The organism is Paenibacillus sp. RC334 (genome assembly GCF_030034735.1).
GTDB classification, from domain to species: domain Bacteria; phylum Bacillota; class Bacilli; order Paenibacillales; family Paenibacillaceae; genus Paenibacillus; species Paenibacillus terrae_A.
Window position 1 is genome coordinate 4,052,046 of sequence record NZ_CP125370.1, and the last position, 17,263, is coordinate 4,069,308.

The 17,263-nt window shown below is 36.5% G+C and carries 13 protein-coding genes; all 13 read right to left on the bottom strand.

Annotated features, from left to right (window positions below):
- Positions 1-57: 57 nt before the first annotated feature.
- The 13 genes from terL to QMK20_RS18705 all read right to left on the bottom strand — a co-directional run bounded on the left by terL (position 58) and on the right by QMK20_RS18705 (position 17,261).
- Positions 58-1,524, bottom strand: a complete 1,467-nt coding sequence (gene terL, locus QMK20_RS18645) for a phage terminase large subunit (RefSeq protein WP_283652808.1) — start codon at positions 1,522-1,524, stop codon at positions 58-60.
- 259 nt (positions 1,525-1,783) lie between these two features.
- Positions 1,784-2,629 (bottom strand): tyrosine-type recombinase/integrase, encoded by an 846-nt coding sequence (locus tag QMK20_RS18650; protein ID WP_283652809.1) that lies wholly within the window; start codon positions 2,627-2,629, stop codon positions 1,784-1,786.
- A gap of 158 nt (positions 2,630-2,787) precedes the next feature.
- The gene (locus QMK20_RS18655; protein WP_283652810.1) at positions 2,788-2,994 is read right to left on the bottom strand and encodes a hypothetical protein; all 207 of its coding nucleotides are present in this window, start codon (positions 2,992-2,994) and stop codon (positions 2,788-2,790) included.
- Between the two features lie 10 nt (positions 2,995-3,004).
- Entirely contained in the window at positions 3,005-3,532 is a 528-nt protein-coding gene (locus tag QMK20_RS18660) for a transposase (RefSeq protein ID WP_283652811.1), read from the bottom strand.
- 64 nt (positions 3,533-3,596) lie between these two features.
- Positions 3,597-3,737: a hypothetical protein gene (locus tag QMK20_RS18665; RefSeq protein ID WP_283652812.1), complete on the bottom strand. Its 141-nt coding sequence runs from the start codon at positions 3,735-3,737 to the stop codon at positions 3,597-3,599.
- A gap of 38 nt (positions 3,738-3,775) precedes the next feature.
- Positions 3,776-5,044: a site-specific DNA-methyltransferase gene (locus tag QMK20_RS18670; RefSeq protein ID WP_283652813.1), complete on the bottom strand. Its 1,269-nt coding sequence runs from the start codon at positions 5,042-5,044 to the stop codon at positions 3,776-3,778.
- Between the two features lie 1,069 nt (positions 5,045-6,113).
- Entirely contained in the window at positions 6,114-7,691 is a 1,578-nt protein-coding gene (locus QMK20_RS18675; RefSeq protein ID WP_283652814.1) for a DNA primase family protein, read from the bottom strand.
- A gap of 277 nt (positions 7,692-7,968) precedes the next feature.
- On the bottom strand, positions 7,969-8,166 hold the full coding sequence (locus QMK20_RS18680) for a hypothetical protein (RefSeq protein WP_283652815.1): 198 nt from the start codon (positions 8,164-8,166) through the stop codon (positions 7,969-7,971).
- A 165-nt stretch (positions 8,167-8,331) separates the two neighbouring features.
- Positions 8,332-11,190: an RNA dependent RNA polymerase gene (locus tag QMK20_RS18685; protein ID WP_283652816.1), complete on the bottom strand. Its 2,859-nt coding sequence runs from the start codon at positions 11,188-11,190 to the stop codon at positions 8,332-8,334.
- Positions 11,191-11,730: a hypothetical protein gene (locus QMK20_RS18690; RefSeq protein WP_283652817.1), complete on the bottom strand. Its 540-nt coding sequence runs from the start codon at positions 11,728-11,730 to the stop codon at positions 11,191-11,193.
- Between the two features lie 529 nt (positions 11,731-12,259).
- Positions 12,260-13,258 carry a hypothetical protein gene (locus QMK20_RS18695; RefSeq protein WP_283652818.1) on the bottom strand — a complete coding sequence of 333 codons (999 nt, stop codon included), beginning with the start codon at positions 13,256-13,258 and terminating at the stop codon, positions 12,260-12,262.
- A 12-nt stretch (positions 13,259-13,270) separates the two neighbouring features.
- Positions 13,271-15,427, bottom strand: a complete 2,157-nt coding sequence (locus QMK20_RS18700) for a hypothetical protein (protein ID WP_283652819.1) — start codon at positions 15,425-15,427, stop codon at positions 13,271-13,273.
- Positions 15,411-17,261 carry a hypothetical protein gene (locus QMK20_RS18705; protein WP_283652820.1) on the bottom strand — a complete coding sequence of 617 codons (1,851 nt, stop codon included), beginning with the start codon at positions 17,259-17,261 and terminating at the stop codon, positions 15,411-15,413. Before QMK20_RS18705 ends, QMK20_RS18700 begins: the two co-directional genes overlap by 17 nt.
- Between the last annotated feature and the right edge of the window lie 2 nt (positions 17,262-17,263).

Consider the following 17,263-nt stretch of genomic DNA (forward strand, 5'->3'; position numbering starts at 1 on the left):
TGACCGTTAGCTTAACGAGATTGGATCAAAATAAAGAATGAGTTTTTAGCAAAACCCTCAAAATAACAAACTGCGATCATAAAATTTCAGACTTTTCACAGACTGAATCAATTGAACAGCCCCATATAAACTATCTGGAGCGTCATCATATGTACAATTTCGATTGTAGTCCTTTACCTGATGGTTGTATCTGAGGTTATCTGAATTGAACAGAATATGACCCTTCTTCACTTCCGGCTCCAAGCTAATAATACGTTCATGCTTCTGCCCCTTGGAATGGACACTTTCTACGGGTGTATGTATCTTCACTTTCCATAACTCTTCTTCAAATTTCTGCTTCATATAGCTTTGTGCCTGATTGACTTCAAAGCCCAGCTTATCTACAGGATAAAGCTTTAATTTTTCAATCGCTACTTGAAACAAACTATCCGGCAACAACTTATAAATGTTACCGTCAACCACATACATCTGCTTTGTCTTCCTGTGTTGCCCAATAATTGAAATAGCCGAATAGTCATTTTTCTTCCCAGCTTTAATGGCTGGATCAATGTACATGGCAAGTTCCATTTCCTCAAACTCAGGCAACCTGTCCCAATACATGAGATTCTGAAATATGTATTCGTCTGTTGAACGCGGATCGTTTTGTAATTCTTTAAAAAATGACTTTTCACCCATAGCTTGCTTCTTGCACATCAAATAATAATAGTCCAAATACTCGCTCCACAGGATTTTCGTACCCTCTAGCATTTCTTTTTCATGGGCCATAAAGAAAGACAAAGCCGTATTGATCCTATCCTCGTCTTGGAGATTATTATATTGTCGCTCCCACTCTGACCATAAATCGTCTCGTTCTGAAAACTGAAGCACGGCTGCTTTACGAACACTTCGCACACCTGGGATTTTACCCTTGAGCAGATCGGCCATGATATCTTCTTCATTGAGAATGGTTCCACAGATTAGAATATTCGTATCCCTTGTGCCAATAGGTAGAATAACATCCGTAAACGTATTTTTAATCTGTTCTCGTTTGGCTTCGGATCGTGCTGTATCTTCCTTGAGCAAATCATCCATTAGAACCAAGGTAGGACGGTGATGCTTATAGTGAATACCTCTCAAGCTACCATCTATGCCACGAATCATAATGCAGGAGTCCAGTCCACCTTTACTCTTCAGCCAAATCTCATTGTTGTTCCAGCGACTACCTTTACGGATACCGAAATCCTCAATCAGCATCTGATTCGTTTCTAGCTCATCTTTGATCATATCCAAAAACGGCAATGCAATTTGCTCTGTCGCAGATATAATCAGTGTAAACTGTGATTTATCATAAAGTGTAGCATACAACGGAAATAAAAAGGAACTGATCGTTGACTTTCCATGCTCTCTAGGGAGGCCGAAAGCCGTTATCAGTCCTGTATTTCCAAGCATATGTCTTAATTCCGTGAATAGCTCACGATGAAACTTGCCAAATGCTCGATCAAAATATTTAGGGAAATAGGCTAAAGCGAAAAATTCAATGTCCATCTCACCAATAAGCTTTCTTAGTTCAGAGAAAGAGAACGTTTCAATTAGTTGTTTCATTTTCGGTGGTTTAAAATGCTTCTCCATATACTGCTTAAGTAGCTCAGCTTGACGCTGTTCTTCTTGATTTATCGTTTCAATCGGTATAACTCCTTTCTCAAATTCACTATAAAATCATCACAAAAATTTCTGCACCCTTTGCTGGCGGCTCTGTTTCTACATATAGAAGCCCCCCTCCATCCACGACAAAAAGAGTGGCTGCTTACCACTCGATATTTGCCAAGGCTAGTTCCATATCCTGCTGTGTCGTCAGCGTATAGATATTGGTTGTTGCTACGTGATCATGTCCAAGGATTTGCTGGATGGTCGTCAAAGGAGTCGTCTTCACCAGCTTATAGCCAAGTGTATGTCTGAGCATATGTGGTGTGACCTTCACATTGACCCGATTTCCGTATTTGTTCAGGATCAGGTTAATCGCATTTCTCTCCAAAGGCCCTCGCTGCCCCATACATAGATATTCTGATTCAACTTGTGGTCTGGCTTCAAGATATCGGGTAATGGCTTTTCGCACATCCTTATTCATCGGTATGGTTCGATAGGCATTTCCTTTGCCAAGTATCCTCAATAAACCTTTGCGTTCACTTATCTCAATATCCTTCAGCTTGATGCCAACCAATTCGCTTACCCGTATCCCTGTTCCTATCAATAATTCGATCATACAAATGTGCAGCCGATTTCCCATACGGTGAATTTCATTCCGCAGCTTCCACAAATCCTTTTCCTCAAGACCCTTATACTGCCGAACGACCTTGTTCCTGACCGCTTCGATATGTATTTCTTCCTTTATATATCCTTGATGATGCATCCATTGTGCAAATACGTTGATACTGGCAATCTTACGGTTAATGGTCAGTATCGCTTGGTTAGTGCTTTGCAGATATTTCTTGTACTCCACTCCATCCAATTCAATCCACTGATCCAATCCATATTCCGTCTTGCCCCGATACCACGCTATGAACTGTAACACGTCCCGAATATAGCAGGAAACCGTGTTCTCGCTCCGATCCTTGCTCCGTAAATGCGCTTCAAATCCTTGAATATACTCCATATTCGCCCCACCTTTCGCTTATGTGTCACATCATACCGTTGATGTGGGGCAAAGTCCACCGTTTGCATAACCTATCTTATGCACTGATTCTGGCTACTTTTGGGGCTAATTCAGGGCTGAAACTGGCGTTTATCTATACACATATTGACGACATAACGTTATGGCTGTGAATCATCCGACTCCATATACCCTTCTTCAATCTCAACCGATTCCTCAATAGCTTCATAATCAGCATCCACTACATCGGCTTCAATCATATCCAAAAATAGCTGCTTGCGTTCCTGTTCCAGTGCCTTTGTATTGACCAGCAACTCACGTCGATCATTCCACTCGTTGGGTGCGCGGTTCTTTAAATAGAAGATCATCGCTGTTGGATTAGGGAGGCTGATATCGTTTCACTTTTTCGATGCGCGTCTTCTTTTTTCCATTTTTGTCCTCTTCGACTATTGTACGAATTTCCTCATATTCATATCCAGTTGCAGCTTTCAAAAGTGAATTTTCCACGTGTGATATAGGCACAGATCTGCTCCATTTGACTAGTTCAGCCAGCATGGGATGTTTATCAATGTACTCGTACCAAGTGGTTTTACCTATATCGAGTTTCCTGATAATGTCCTCTGCGTTCACGCCTTCTTCAAACCATTGCTGTATTTCCACTAGTCTAGGATATACATGGGTTTCCCACTTAGTTGGACGTTCTAATGCTTCTGCAAATTTCGGATGCTTCCTGCGATAATCTCCTAATGTCCAAATATGAATATTTAGTCGTTTTGCTATCTCCTCATCTGTAGCTCCCTCACGCACCCAAACGGGAATATCCTTCAGTCTTGGCACAACGAATTGATCATATTTGGTCAGTATTTTTGGTTTATTTCTTTTTGGATTATTACTATTTTTGCTCATTAACTCACCTCCAGCACGAAAAAAGGGAACAGCCAACTATCGACCATTCCCCATATGTATCAGCTTACTCTTCTAACTCAGCCTCGTAAAACAATTCGATATCCTCAATTACCTTCTGAATCAACTCATTATCCTCACAAGCCTCCTCAGCCCCTAGTACATTTACCCTTTCGGCTTGCATGCCTTTTAGGAACCGAATCACCATATTCACTTTTGCCTTCCCAATTGAATCACCCTTTCGGTTTAGTCAGCACATGATACCTCTGACCTTGCCGACTCAGCAACCACTTCTTCATAGCCTACCTTCACTCCATCTCGAATCAAATACACACCGCTATTGTCGCCAACGTAGGCAATATATCGCTTCATAATCACATCTACATACTTAGGATCAAGCTCACTCGTATAGCAAATCCGATCCGTTTCCTCACAAGCAATCAACGTTGAACCTGAACCGCCAAATGGATCAAATACGATATCGCCAAGCTTGCTCGAATTTTTAATCGGGTAGCTAATCAAGGGAATCGGCTTCATGGTGGGATGATATTCATTGCGAAAGGGACGATCAAATTGCCATAATGTCGTTTGCTTACGATCACTGTTCCAGTAGTGTCCACCTGTCGGCTTCCAACCGTATAATACGGGTTCGTGCATCCAGTGATAATCACTTCTGCCCATTACCATTGCTTGCTTTGCCCAGATACAGCATTGTGCCAGTTTGAATCCGGCTTCGATAAATGCCTTTCTAAAATTCAAACCTTCACTATCTGCGTGAAACACATAAATATTTGCTCCATCATCAGCTACTTCATACATTCGAGTATAGGCAGCCAATAGGAAATTATAAAATTGGTTATTGTCCATCTTATCGTTCTCAATTTTCAGAGCATTCTTCGTTTTGCCTGTGTAGTCCACGTTATAGGGTGGATCAGTTACAATAAGCTGAGCCTTCTTGCCATCCATTAACGTTCCAATATCCTGCGGATTAGTCGAGTCACCGCAGATTAGCCTATGCTTCCCAAGTAGCCAAATGTCACCTTTACGAGTGATCGGATGCTCAGACAATGCTTTTTCTACATCGAAATCATCTTCCTCATCCACTGTTTCTTCGTGCAATGTATCCAGTAACTTCTCCGCTTCAGACCAATCAAATCCAGTTAGCTCAATATTATATTCTGCTTCTTTCAACTCATCTAATAATACAGCCAATGCTTCAAAGTCCCACTCTCCTGTAATTTTGTTGAGCGCTATGTTCAGAGCTTTCTCTTTCGACTTATTCACATCGACTATGACACAATCGACTTCATCGTAACCGATTGCCTTCAACACTTTAGCCCGTTGGTGGCCTCCCACGATGGTATAATCGCTGTTACATATAATCGGTTCACAATAACCGAATTCCATTACACTATTCCTGATCTTTTCAAACTCTGGATCACCCGCTTTTAAATCCTTCCTTGGATTATATTCGGCATGTACCAGTTGATCGATCTTCAATTTCATCCATTTCATTTATAAAATTTGCTCCTTTATGTCTACAGCTTTCTCATTATTTCTGGCGTTTTTTATGTACGGAATTAACGTTTCTACGTTTACGAATTTGATTTCCAATCCACTTGATCCCCCTTTCTAAACTCGTTTTTAAAAAGACTGCGACCCAAATCCAGGTGTAAAACACACCAATTGCAGTAACAAATCGTAATATTTCTATGATTATTGCTTGTAACATTAATAGCATTCATATTTCTCCTCTCTAAAATGAAAAGGAACCCTAGCCTATAGCCAGAATTCCCATGTAGCCTAATTTGTAATTGTAAAACTGCTCATTGAGTCACGTGACACATTTCAAACTTTGAAGGTTCAAGTCCTCAATTCGTGTAGTTTAAAATTTTGCAAATAATAGTCCAATTCAGCAAGATTAATTTGAATATGTAAATTGAAAATTTTTAAGTGGTAATCCTAGTCAATAACATGATTCTGATTATGTATATAATATTTGCTGAATCTATAAATAATCTATTTGTGGGATAGGGGAAACTCTCCAAATATTTTCCTTCGTTTCGCTTGAGCTGCACTTCGGACAAATATTTGCTGCCGCCGTTTCCCCTCCCACACCCAACCCCATTGCGGCTTATTAAGTTCACTTTTGCAATTCCAATCATCCCTTTACTCTCAAATTCATAGCTGGACAAATGTATCTAATTCCATCACTTCCTCTCTACGGGCTGACAAGCCCACCATATAAACTCGTATACAAACATGTTTCCTATTCTCCGTCCGTTTGTTTCCAATTTTATAATGCCGAATTCCTATCTTCGCTTCAATTTCTCCAATATAATAGCGGATTTTTAAAAGCTGTTTCCATGTTTCCAGTTTTGAGCACTCCTTATCACATATACACTCTTCACCAGCACATAATATTCGATCAAATATTATTTATATGTATTTCTCTCAAGAGTTAAAAAAACAGGAAACATGGAAACAAACTCAATATTCTCTATGTAAACAAACTATTTTTCCGTTTCCAATTGTACTCAAAACAGAAAACGGATAGGAAACAGGTGCATCAAACAGGAAACATTTATATTTTGATACCAAACCAACACGGAACTGAATTTCCACTTATTATTTTGGCCTTCTTCCGGTAAATCTTATCCTTAAGTTTTGCATCGAGATGCTTATTAAATTTAGTCGTCGTTTCAGATTTAAATCCACCTTGTTTACACCATGCAGCATACTTGGCATACAACCTTTTGCATTCGATTCGGCTTTCATGTTGTTTTGAAGCTTCACTTTCAATTTCACATTCCTCATCTATGAACAGCATAATGGTATCCGATTCCATTTGATACGTTTTAACTTGATCCTTAATCGTTTGTGAATATGAAAATCCACCTTGTTGTTCGAGTCGTCTTAAGCCTTCAAGTGCATAATTCAATAATGTCGATAAAGCGGATGGAGTCGTCAGTTTATGAATTAATTTCGTATCCTTTTGTTGATCCGTAAATTTTCGAGTAAAAGGAAACACCGTCAGCCTTCTAAAAAATCCGTCACTGTTATCACTACTTTTCGGCAACTCATTGGCGCTGAACAACAATTTACAAAATGGCTCAAAGTTAAAGGGATCTTTCCCCTTTTTCTCTGCGTTTAATCCTTCACCACTGGCAAGCACCTTGAGGTTCCCTGTAGAGTTCAATGCATCCGCAGGGATATCTGTAAAGCAATTCAGCACTTTTCCATACAACTCGGCAATCTTGAACCTTGATCTGTCTCCTTCTAAATCTTGAATTTTAACTTTGGATATATTCGCTTTGCCTATCATCGCTTCAATCGTTTTAATCAATACCGATTTCCCGTTGCTTCCCGTACCTGTGAATAAAAATATTTTTTCATACTCCAAGGTAGGAATCAGAAAATAGCCGATCATTTCAAACAATGTTGTATGCGTATCCTGTTCCAGCACAGATTCGATAAACTGAAGCATGACAGGGTCATTGGCCATAGGATCATATAGGACAGGAAATTGAATAGTGCTCCGTCTATCAGGCGTATGCTCCCTTAACTCTCCCGTTTTCCAATTCAACAGACCGTTTTTAACATTAATATAGTCGTCCAACAGATTTATTTCTGTTCCTGCAATATAACTTTGGGCCTCTATGTAATAACGTGCTTCCTTAATCCGACTATGGCGAAATTCATTATCCAACAGGGTAACGGATAATTGCTCTAGGTGACGCTCACCATCATTGACATATACGCCCCGATCATAGCGATACAAAAACGTACCATCAAAAAAACTTTTCATATGCTGATGTAAAATATCTTTGCCGTACCAGATAGGCTGGAATTTCTTCTGATTCCCATTCATCTCAAAGTATTTCCTATAGTTAGGCTCAATCGAAGGTGGATTCTCCTCTGCCGACTTTTCGTCACCTTTGAACACATCTGAAATATCCAAATAAGATGTAGGCTTAGAATTACTTTGACTCCGGTGATATTCTTCCTCATGAGCTAACCAATCTATATATTGTTGGGTAATCCACTCTTGATACTCAGGATCATTCGCTTTCCGTTCTTCCTCTTCAATACGTTGTTCAAGTTCCCAATTCTCAAAAAACGCGATCTCCTTCTTGAAATACGCTCGTTCCGAATCGGTCATATATTTATCGTCCGTATATGTCCACCACGTTTTACCACCATTATACGAAAACTCCAACTCATATGGAGAATATTCAAACTGTATCCGATACTGCTTATCCACATCTTCCTTGGTGATCGGCTTCCAAATGCCATCCATCCAAGCTTCTACTTGCTTGCTATTCCTATTTTTCCGTACATCTACTCGTTTCCCGTTGATAGTGAATTGGTCGGTATAACACATGCGCTTATCATCGTGCTTTTGTAAAGCTATTGTCATATTGTTATGATCCCCCTTATTAATAGATGTTATCTACTACATGTTTAAATTCGTTATATCGCTCCATGGTCTTCCTTAACGGAGGCGAATCCTTGAATATAAATACTTTCCGATTCGAATCCTTTAAATCTACTTTTTCATCCATTTTATGAAACCGATTAAACATCAACCATCCAGCCATCCGTGACTGGGTAATGACAATGGTATGGCTATCCATATCTGACCTCCTCATATATAAGTGATTAGGAAGGTGAAGATTAATTTCTTCCACATCCCTCTCTACCGGCTGACAAGCCGCATAGTTAAGCTCGCACCCTTTTATCAGGTGTCACCCAAGCGCCAGTGTTAACAGGCGCCTATCATGACAGACCTATGATTCAATTTATTGGATATAGACTATAGCCCTGAAGCTCGATTTCGTTACTTTTTCAATCCTGATAAATTCAATTGTCGCTCCGTCAAAATCAAGGAAGGATAATCCCTCATCCCGACGAATGGCCTGATCTCTCGGAATGATGCACTTCAATTCCCCCTGCTCATCCACAATATGAACATAGTTATGCTCGACCACCTGAACCCACAATTTCTTGCCTAATACCTGGTCAGCAACCAACTGCGATTCTTCCTCCGACTTTTTCAATGTGCTGAAGCCGAGCGAATAATTCCTCAATTTTCGTCTTGTACTCTTCCCATCCAACAGAGAAGGCGTATTACTGGTTTGTACTACGGTTTCTCGTTCAGCTTCATACCCGATAAAATACTGCCCCATAATCTCAAATAATGAATACACACCATCCGGCACATGGAATGGAAACTCCACATTATCTATCGTAGCGATGCCAGCATCAACGGTAAGCTCCTTACCTTCCACATTTCGATTCGTCAGCCAGTTTACCTTTCGTACTTCCCTCTTCAAAACATTTTCATGCTGCTTTAGGTTTTCCAGTAGTCCATCTACAAACAACCATGCAAAGGAGTATGTTCCATAATTTTGATATGCGATCTCGACAGCAGCACTGGCAAGTATTGAAGGATAAGGGCAGATCTCTTCACACTGAGTTTTGTATTCCTCTCTTAACCTAGCGTATTCCGCGCTGATTGCTTTTCTGGTATCATTGTCTCGCTGCCATTTTTTTAGCTCATTAAATTGCATACGTCGATGATCAATTGGTTTTTTCTGCTCATTGTATTCTTTATACAGTGGCTCAATGCGAGCTAGATAGCTCAGAAACTTGGGCTGACTAACTTTACTTATATCCTGTATCAGTTGTCTCGTACTTTCGATGCCCAAAATAGACTGATCCAATTTCCCGTCTTTCATTTTGAATGTGTCATCTATGTACTTCTCAGCCTTAACGCAAAACTGGTTAAACGGCGATTTTGTCGAGTGCTGATAATCCTCGGCTTTGCCACCCTTAGCAAAACGAAAGAAATACGGCATTTGGATAGCCAGACGATCCAGCACATATGGAATCTCTACTTCTAGTCCATTCTTCGTGGCATCAATAATTTGACCTTGGAGAAACTTTAAGACTGAGTTTTCCAAAACCCGTGCTTGAAGATCCCCCTCTTCCAAGGCTAAATTCTGAAAATACGTATTCACATTCGTACATCTACCCGTTAGATTATGTAGACTTTTTAACTCCATGTTGACGATACTGTCCATATTATTCGGCACAGGTGCAGCTACTTTTTTATCATCTTCGTTGATGATGGTAGGGGCATCGACCACTGCTGAGAGTATAGTAGAATCATTGGTACAGAGAGCCGTATCTCCATCCACATCTCCGAGTCCAAGTCTTGCCAGTGTTAAATCACAACAGTTCAGAACAATCACATTATCTAAATGACGCATATATCGGTTATGTACTTGTACAAAATCTAGCTTACCGACTTCATTAAATATCGTTAACGGTGATCGGAATAAAGCATGCATTCCCTGTTTCCGATTCATAAAAGCCTGGTTCTTCTTTAACACACCTGTTACTGGTTTTCCGCTGGCATGCTCCATGAATGCAATCGGGTCATTAGTCAGATAAAAGTAGCTACCCTGAATCGGGATGCGACCTTTCAACATATCCTGTACCTTCTGCATGGCTTGCTTCACGATGAATTTACGGACGTTTCCGTCATACAGCATCAATTCATTCAAATCGATAGCTTGGATGATTTCATTTATAAACTCTTTCTTCTGGCCCCGTTCTATTTCATCTTCCTGTTCGTCGGGTTCTTCATCTACATCTTTGGGTTCATCGTCTTCTTGGACTAGCATATGTAGGAACGCTTTCGTGTACGCGATATCTCGAAGCCACTTTCCATGGGTGTCATTCTTTTGTCCATGTAGGACACGTTTGATGACATCCATTAGAGGCGTAGCTAATTGAAATAAATCGTTCAGTGTAAGATTTAGCGCATGAATATATTGGTATGTCAGTGGTGTGTAGGCATTCATCTGGTATGTAGGCTTCGCATAGTTCGCTACCCAAAAGTGATTATGATTATGTACTTCCAGTAATGCTTCATATTCCGTTATACTCTCGAACAAGCACTTAGGCTTAGATTGTCCTTCACTGTATTGATGCCATGCTTTGAAGCAGGATTTGGTAAGGATGAGATCAATAGGACGACCTCGTTCATCAACGATCGGCTGTGATTCACCAAAAACATCTATTATTTCTGTAACACTATTTTCATTGAACCATTTCAACAGATCGAACCGGATAAAGTTACCTTTGATATATGGAAGTCTTCCCTGAACTGCATTAGGTGAATAGGATAGATTCAGTTGCTGTCCAATATGCTCTGCAAACTGGAAGCTCATTAGACCTTGACCATCGAAAAATTGGACATTCTTATTTTCATACTGTGGATATTCCAATCGCTTAAATCCAATGGACTCTTCATTGATTGTGATAATGGGAATTTCTTCTGTTTGCTCGATGGAATAGCAAGGATATAGTTCATCATTATACATAACCGAACGAGCAGGAAAAGGAATTTCTTCCAATTTCGCACGACGATTTACTTTATTCCACCCATTAAAAGTTTTATATTCATTTTGATCAGGATCAGACTTTGTACGACCATTCCACGAGATCGTTTTATTCGGTATACGTTCTAACTTATGTAATTGGTCCTTCGATGGCCTCAATTCTTTCTTCGCTTTGAAATATTCACGTTGCTTCGTCTTTTCATCGAATATCAACTTCTGCTGTTCAAAGTCTTCAGCACACTTTTCCACTTACCATACATCCTCAATGATCGTATCCTTTTCATAATCTGGAATAACAACGATACGTGGAATATATGGGACTGACTGTGCTGCTGAACGACTTACACCAAGAGCTGCTTCCCATTTGTGGATATTGGTGAGTGATGGCATTTTGCCGAGTGTAATGTGTCGATATAGATCAGCAGCATACTTTTCCTGGATAAATTCCGTTCGCTGAGTACGTCCCATCGCAGGTGACTTGATCGAACGGATATATTTCCTTCCATTATAGTAGATGCCATCTCGTAACATACGTTCAAACAAAGCAAGTTGAGATGGATCGTCTTCGTCAATTTGATCAGCTTTGAGCATAAAAATGACTTCGGTAACATTAGTGAAAGGATCATGCTCTGCTACGACTCGTTTGAGTTGATCGAGATAGATACTGTTCGATACGGTGATGGTACGTGTGCTGGATTGTGGTGCACAAAGTTGATTGCCTTCATGAGTGATCTCGTTGAAGTGGATCAGTTTGATTTGGTATTGATTTCGTGTTGGATTACTGGACAAATTTTGGCCTCCTGTTTAATAGTTTGAAATTATCTCTGCATGAATAGGAACTAATGTTCGTGTTCATAATATAGAATATACGTTTGTGTTTAAAGAGTCAAGTCCAGACTTCTTTATTAAAAAGAGAATAGCTTTCAAAAAACACGAAAAACCGAGGTGGACATATCCTCGGCTTTCTGTAATGTAGATGAAACAAGCTGAAATTATAATACCTCGTCAACACGTTTACGCAATGGAACCAGTTGGTGGTGCAGATAAAATAGTATCTATTAGCTCATAACTGTAAATCAGTCCGTTAGTGTAAATTAATCTCTTGTGAAAAAAGTTCAAATTTTGAATAAGTATATCAAATATGCTATCACCAGGTTAAATTTCATATTTATCGTACAACGCTCTAATCTCTCCCAACTGTAAAGTGAAAAAGTACCGTCGATTGGAAACTCGCTATGATAAATTGGCCTGCACCTTCCAAGCTTTTTTAACGTTGGCTTCCATTCTCATATGACTCGGTTAGGTTTGAAGACACACCCTAGTTAGAATTTAAACTTATATTCTGATCGATAATAGAAAGTAAAGGAAATAGTGAATCTCTATAGTTTACATTATTAAAGTATATCAACTGTTGATGTGCGTCTAATTGGTTTCTAACTAAAAACTCTACAACTAACTCTCTTAACCTACATAATAAAGTGTAATTATCAATTATGCTTGAAGTTGATTTTAATAGTATGCTAATCGTATTATTAATTAAATCATTTAAATAATCTTCTTCATAGTGGATATTCTCAGCTTTTAGAAGATCGAAATATATTGTCCTTTTGCCCTCCAACTTATCATATTGTGAAAAGAATTTTGTATTGAAAATTCTGCCTATTGTCCCATTTGCTGTATTACGACGAAGAAAATTAGAAAATTCTTTCTCCTCCATTGAAAAGTCTACAGTCTCATCAAATAGTTTGGCACAAATATATTTAAGAGAACTAACCACAGCATCAATCTTAAAATCAAACCCTTGTGTACTCTCTTTTATAACAAATGCAGTATTTTTAGAATATGCACCATTAAGCAATAAAAAAACCACAAAAATTAATTCTTTAGTGGACAGCCCTAAAGGAAAAAGTTTTTCAATTTTATTTATAGCTACTTTTGAAATACCCCTTGAAAGAAATGGATATGCTTCTAAACAATAATGTTCTAGATCTTTTAAATAACCATTATCTTTTAACAACATTAATTGAACTATTATTCCAAACTCTGTTATTACCAAGTAATTGTTTACTTTAATAATTAAATTTTTATCTAAAAGTTGTTGTATGTCCTGTTCAATAGTGATTGAAGAACTTTGTTGAACTATACTGTTATATTTCATTTCTTTTGAAAACAAATCCTTTCTAACTCTTCTTACAACAAACGAGCTCATCCATTTATCAAAATTCTTTTCGTTCTCTAACATATCACTTTTAATGTCACCTATATATTTCAAGTTAGCTAAATAAATTTCAGTTAAACTATTCAGTATAAAATTCATCCCATCCCCACCTTATCTAATGGCTTTCATATCAATATTATCTTTCAAATGATTTACCTTTACGAAAATTCCTAGGCCAAGTGAATTGACCTCTTCCATTGTCTCGTAAGTTTTATCTGCCAAAACACTACCAACATCGCCCCATTCGTCTACCAATAAAATTACACCAAATTCTTTTAAACTTTTTTTAGAAGCAAAACTTACAACCGTCATTGCAGAATCTGTTCCTCCACTTATCCCCTCTTTAGTACTGACCTTCCTATTACCAATATCGAATTCCATCGTTTCATAATTATAATTAATTAATGGAAGTTTCTTAATCTCACTAGATTCATTCACTTCAAAATAGTATTTGCATCTCAATGCCATATATTGATTAAACAAAATTATTACTGCATCATGTAATAGAGTTTGTCTAGAAGCCTGAATAACTGACACTTTCTCTTTACCTTCTTTTACATCTTCTATTGCTAAATAATTATAAACAGCTCTTAAATCCTGGAGTATTTTAGACATTTCCTTCGTATCTTGAAATTTTTTAGGAAATAGCAAAACATTTTCTCCTATTTTTATTGCCCCTTCTAATTCCTTTTTATAAGATGTTATTTTCTCGTACAGACTTTTTTTGGTTTCATTTGTAAAATTTAGATCAATTTTATTAAGACATTTTTCTAAATGTTGGAAGAAAATACTTTGTTCATTTTTTTGGAATTTTTCAAAAATACCCTTTAATTGGTCGTTATCAGAAAAATCATCTACATACTCTAAAAAGCGGATTATCTTTTCAAGATCAATTAAGTCGCTCGTTATCTCTGAAATTTCTTTATCAATCAAATATTGTTGCTGCTTAATTTCTTCCAATTCATTAATGGAACTAAATAATTTTTCCCCATAAGAATCAATTTTGTATTTCAAATCTTGTAACTGTGTGTGAATAGATGAAATATTGTTTATAAACTCCCTGTATGAGTTAATAGAATTTACGCTCATATTCGAAAAAAATCTGCTAGAAACATTAAAAGGTATAGTCTTTCCTTCTTCTAAATCTGCAGGTATACGATTATACTTACTTATATTAGTATTTATGTTCAATTCAGCCCATTCAGAATTAAAAAGCGATAATTGCTGTTTTATGTTACTAAGTGAAAACTTCATAGGAAGTGTTGCTGATGCGTTATTAAATAGATCTAATATTTGTTGAATACTTTTCAATTTTAGTTCTTTTGACCTTTCCGCTTCTTCATATTTTTTTTTAAGTTTTAAAATTTCATTTCTATTTTGAGATGCAACTTCCTTTACAGATGTTACAGTGAAATGATTATATAGTTTTGAATTGACTTGCTGTTTTAGAAAATAAATTATTTCAATTGGTATATCAATCTTATCTAAAAAATTAATTGCTTTATTAACGTAAACTAAATGACTTGAGGCTTCTGCTTCTGATCTTATTTTATTTTTTTCATTTGAGGAATCTAATGCCTTAGTAACAACATCAGACAATTTATTTTCTATTAAACTTAATGTAACTAAGAACTCCTCTCTAATTTCTTTATGAACATTTCCAACAAAATTTCTTCCTTTTGAAATAAATTGAGGGTCAGCAATATTTAAAGATCCTACATATTCTTTATATATTTTATAGGCCGAATTATACTCATTTTCATTAAGTGCAATTACCTGTTTTTTTCCATTATAAATAATAATAATTTCAGTAGGATTCTTAGTAAAACTAAACAAACTTTCAGAATTAGTGATTTCGAGAGAAATAATAGTATCATTAGCACTAAAAAGTTTAGAAACCAGCTGCCCTACTTTAGTTAAGATTTGATTCGATGAAATCATGTCTATTGCTTCATTAAAGTCGAACCCTAGTATCAAAGCTATCAAAATTAAGGAGGTAGTTTTAAAGCGTTGATTTGTCCCTGTTACTTCAAATATTTTACCTTTGTTTGCCGAACTTAATGTGACGTCTGCCTTCCCTTCCTCTAATTTTTTTATTACGAGACGAAAACTAGATGGTTCTTTTCGTTTTTCAAGTTGCTCTTCTGAAAAATAATCAAATATTTGTGCTATATAACTTTCAGAGATTTCCGAATTAATAAAATGGTTTTTTACCTCATTTACCAATTCTTTATTTATAAAAACCTCATTGCTAAGCCACGTGTTCATCAATGATGACCGCCTCTCGATTTTTTATCACATAAATCGTTCTATTAGATGTGATATATAGAGCTCCATAACCACAACTCAGCTTATAGCCGTCACTGTTTTCCATCAGTTCTAATTTACTTGTAGTTTCTAAAGCATCATCTAAATTCTTTAGAATAAAAAAGTTATTTTCAATTGTAAGTACTGCATACAAACCATTGCATCTTATAATATCCGTAATTGCTTTTCTTTTTATTTCTGAGAACACTACTTTGTGTGTCGCCTCAGATGCATTAAAGATTATTCTAATAATTCTTTCATTAGAAGCTATTATTAATGTATTAGGTGTTTCTACAACAATAGGGTTATCATGAATATCTATCATTAAATCATATTTAACAATATCATCAGATTTAACTGATAAATCCCAGCGTAAAATTGAGTGAGAAGTAATAATAAAGCAAACGTCATTTATACCAAGTACTCTATTAATAGTACTTAATTTAATTTCCTCCACAAAATCAGCCACTCTATTTTTATCTCTTTTAAAAACTTGTATGCACCCTTCTCCTACAAAAACAAAGAACGAATTAAAAACTAAGACATCTGTATAACTTTCTTTTTTATACTTTTCTGGTATCACAAAAGAAAACGAAGAATTATCATTTAAGAAAAATAACCTTCCCATATTTGTTAGTCCTATTATTTCTTTATCTTTTGGCTTCAAAGAGACAACTTCTTCTCCTTCTCCAATTAAAAATTCTGTCTGCAATAAATCTCCTTTAATATTGTACAAAGATATTTCATCATTTGTTGCAATCCCTATAGAATTTTCCACAAATATAGGTCCTAAGAGTACGTTCCCTATATTATTTAGTTTTCGTTGAAGTCCAGATTCTAAGTTTATAACAACAAGGTTTCTTTCTGTAGATAGAATACATCCATATTCTTTTCCAATTATTAATTGTGATTTTATGTACTCTCCCTCCTTTAATATTTCTGGTGAGCGTACATCTTCACTTAGTGCATAAGAACTGTTAACGGAATTAGTTGCATCGTAATATGGGCTGGTCCATAAAGAAGCCATTTTTTCTTGTACAAAACTAGCTTCCGAATTAATCTGATTAACGAATGGCTTTAACCGGGATTCAAAATTATTATTGATAAGTCTCATATTTTTCACATCAAAAGTTAAAATACAAATTCTTAAATTTATTATTTCTTTTAATATACCCCTATTAAAGAACGCACTTAATTCTAATAAAAGCTTCTTATTGAAACAACTCACTATGGATTTGACAACATAAAAATTAAACTCACTTGTCCCAATATCCACATTAATGGATTCCAAAGTCGACAACAAATAAGTACTTGTAACATATTTATTTTCCAATACAAGACTTAGTAGTTTCAACTTTTGATTATTATCAACTTTAGTAAATAAATTATATAATTCTTGCTCCGCCCCATACGTTGAGAGAGACGTCTCACATAATAAGTTGGTCACTTTAGTTAGATGGTCTAATGATAAATCAGATGTCTCGTCAAAAATACTTGATAAAAAAACTGAAATTAAATTATTAGAAACCGGTATCTGTAGAGATTGACTAGGTAAAAAAACATGTTCGTAATATTTACACAAGTCAATGGTGTTATCAAATGGAATACTTTTAAAAATTTGTTTGTAATTTTTTCGATGAAACTGTGAAAATAATATAAGAAAGCAGTAATGCTCAATTTCAAATTTAATTAGGCTACATCTTTGTATCAATTGAATAGTCACCATTTCATTGGGGTATTCCTCAAATCCTTGCTCTTTTTTCACTTTATAAAAAGTATTTATTGAATCAAGCAAAT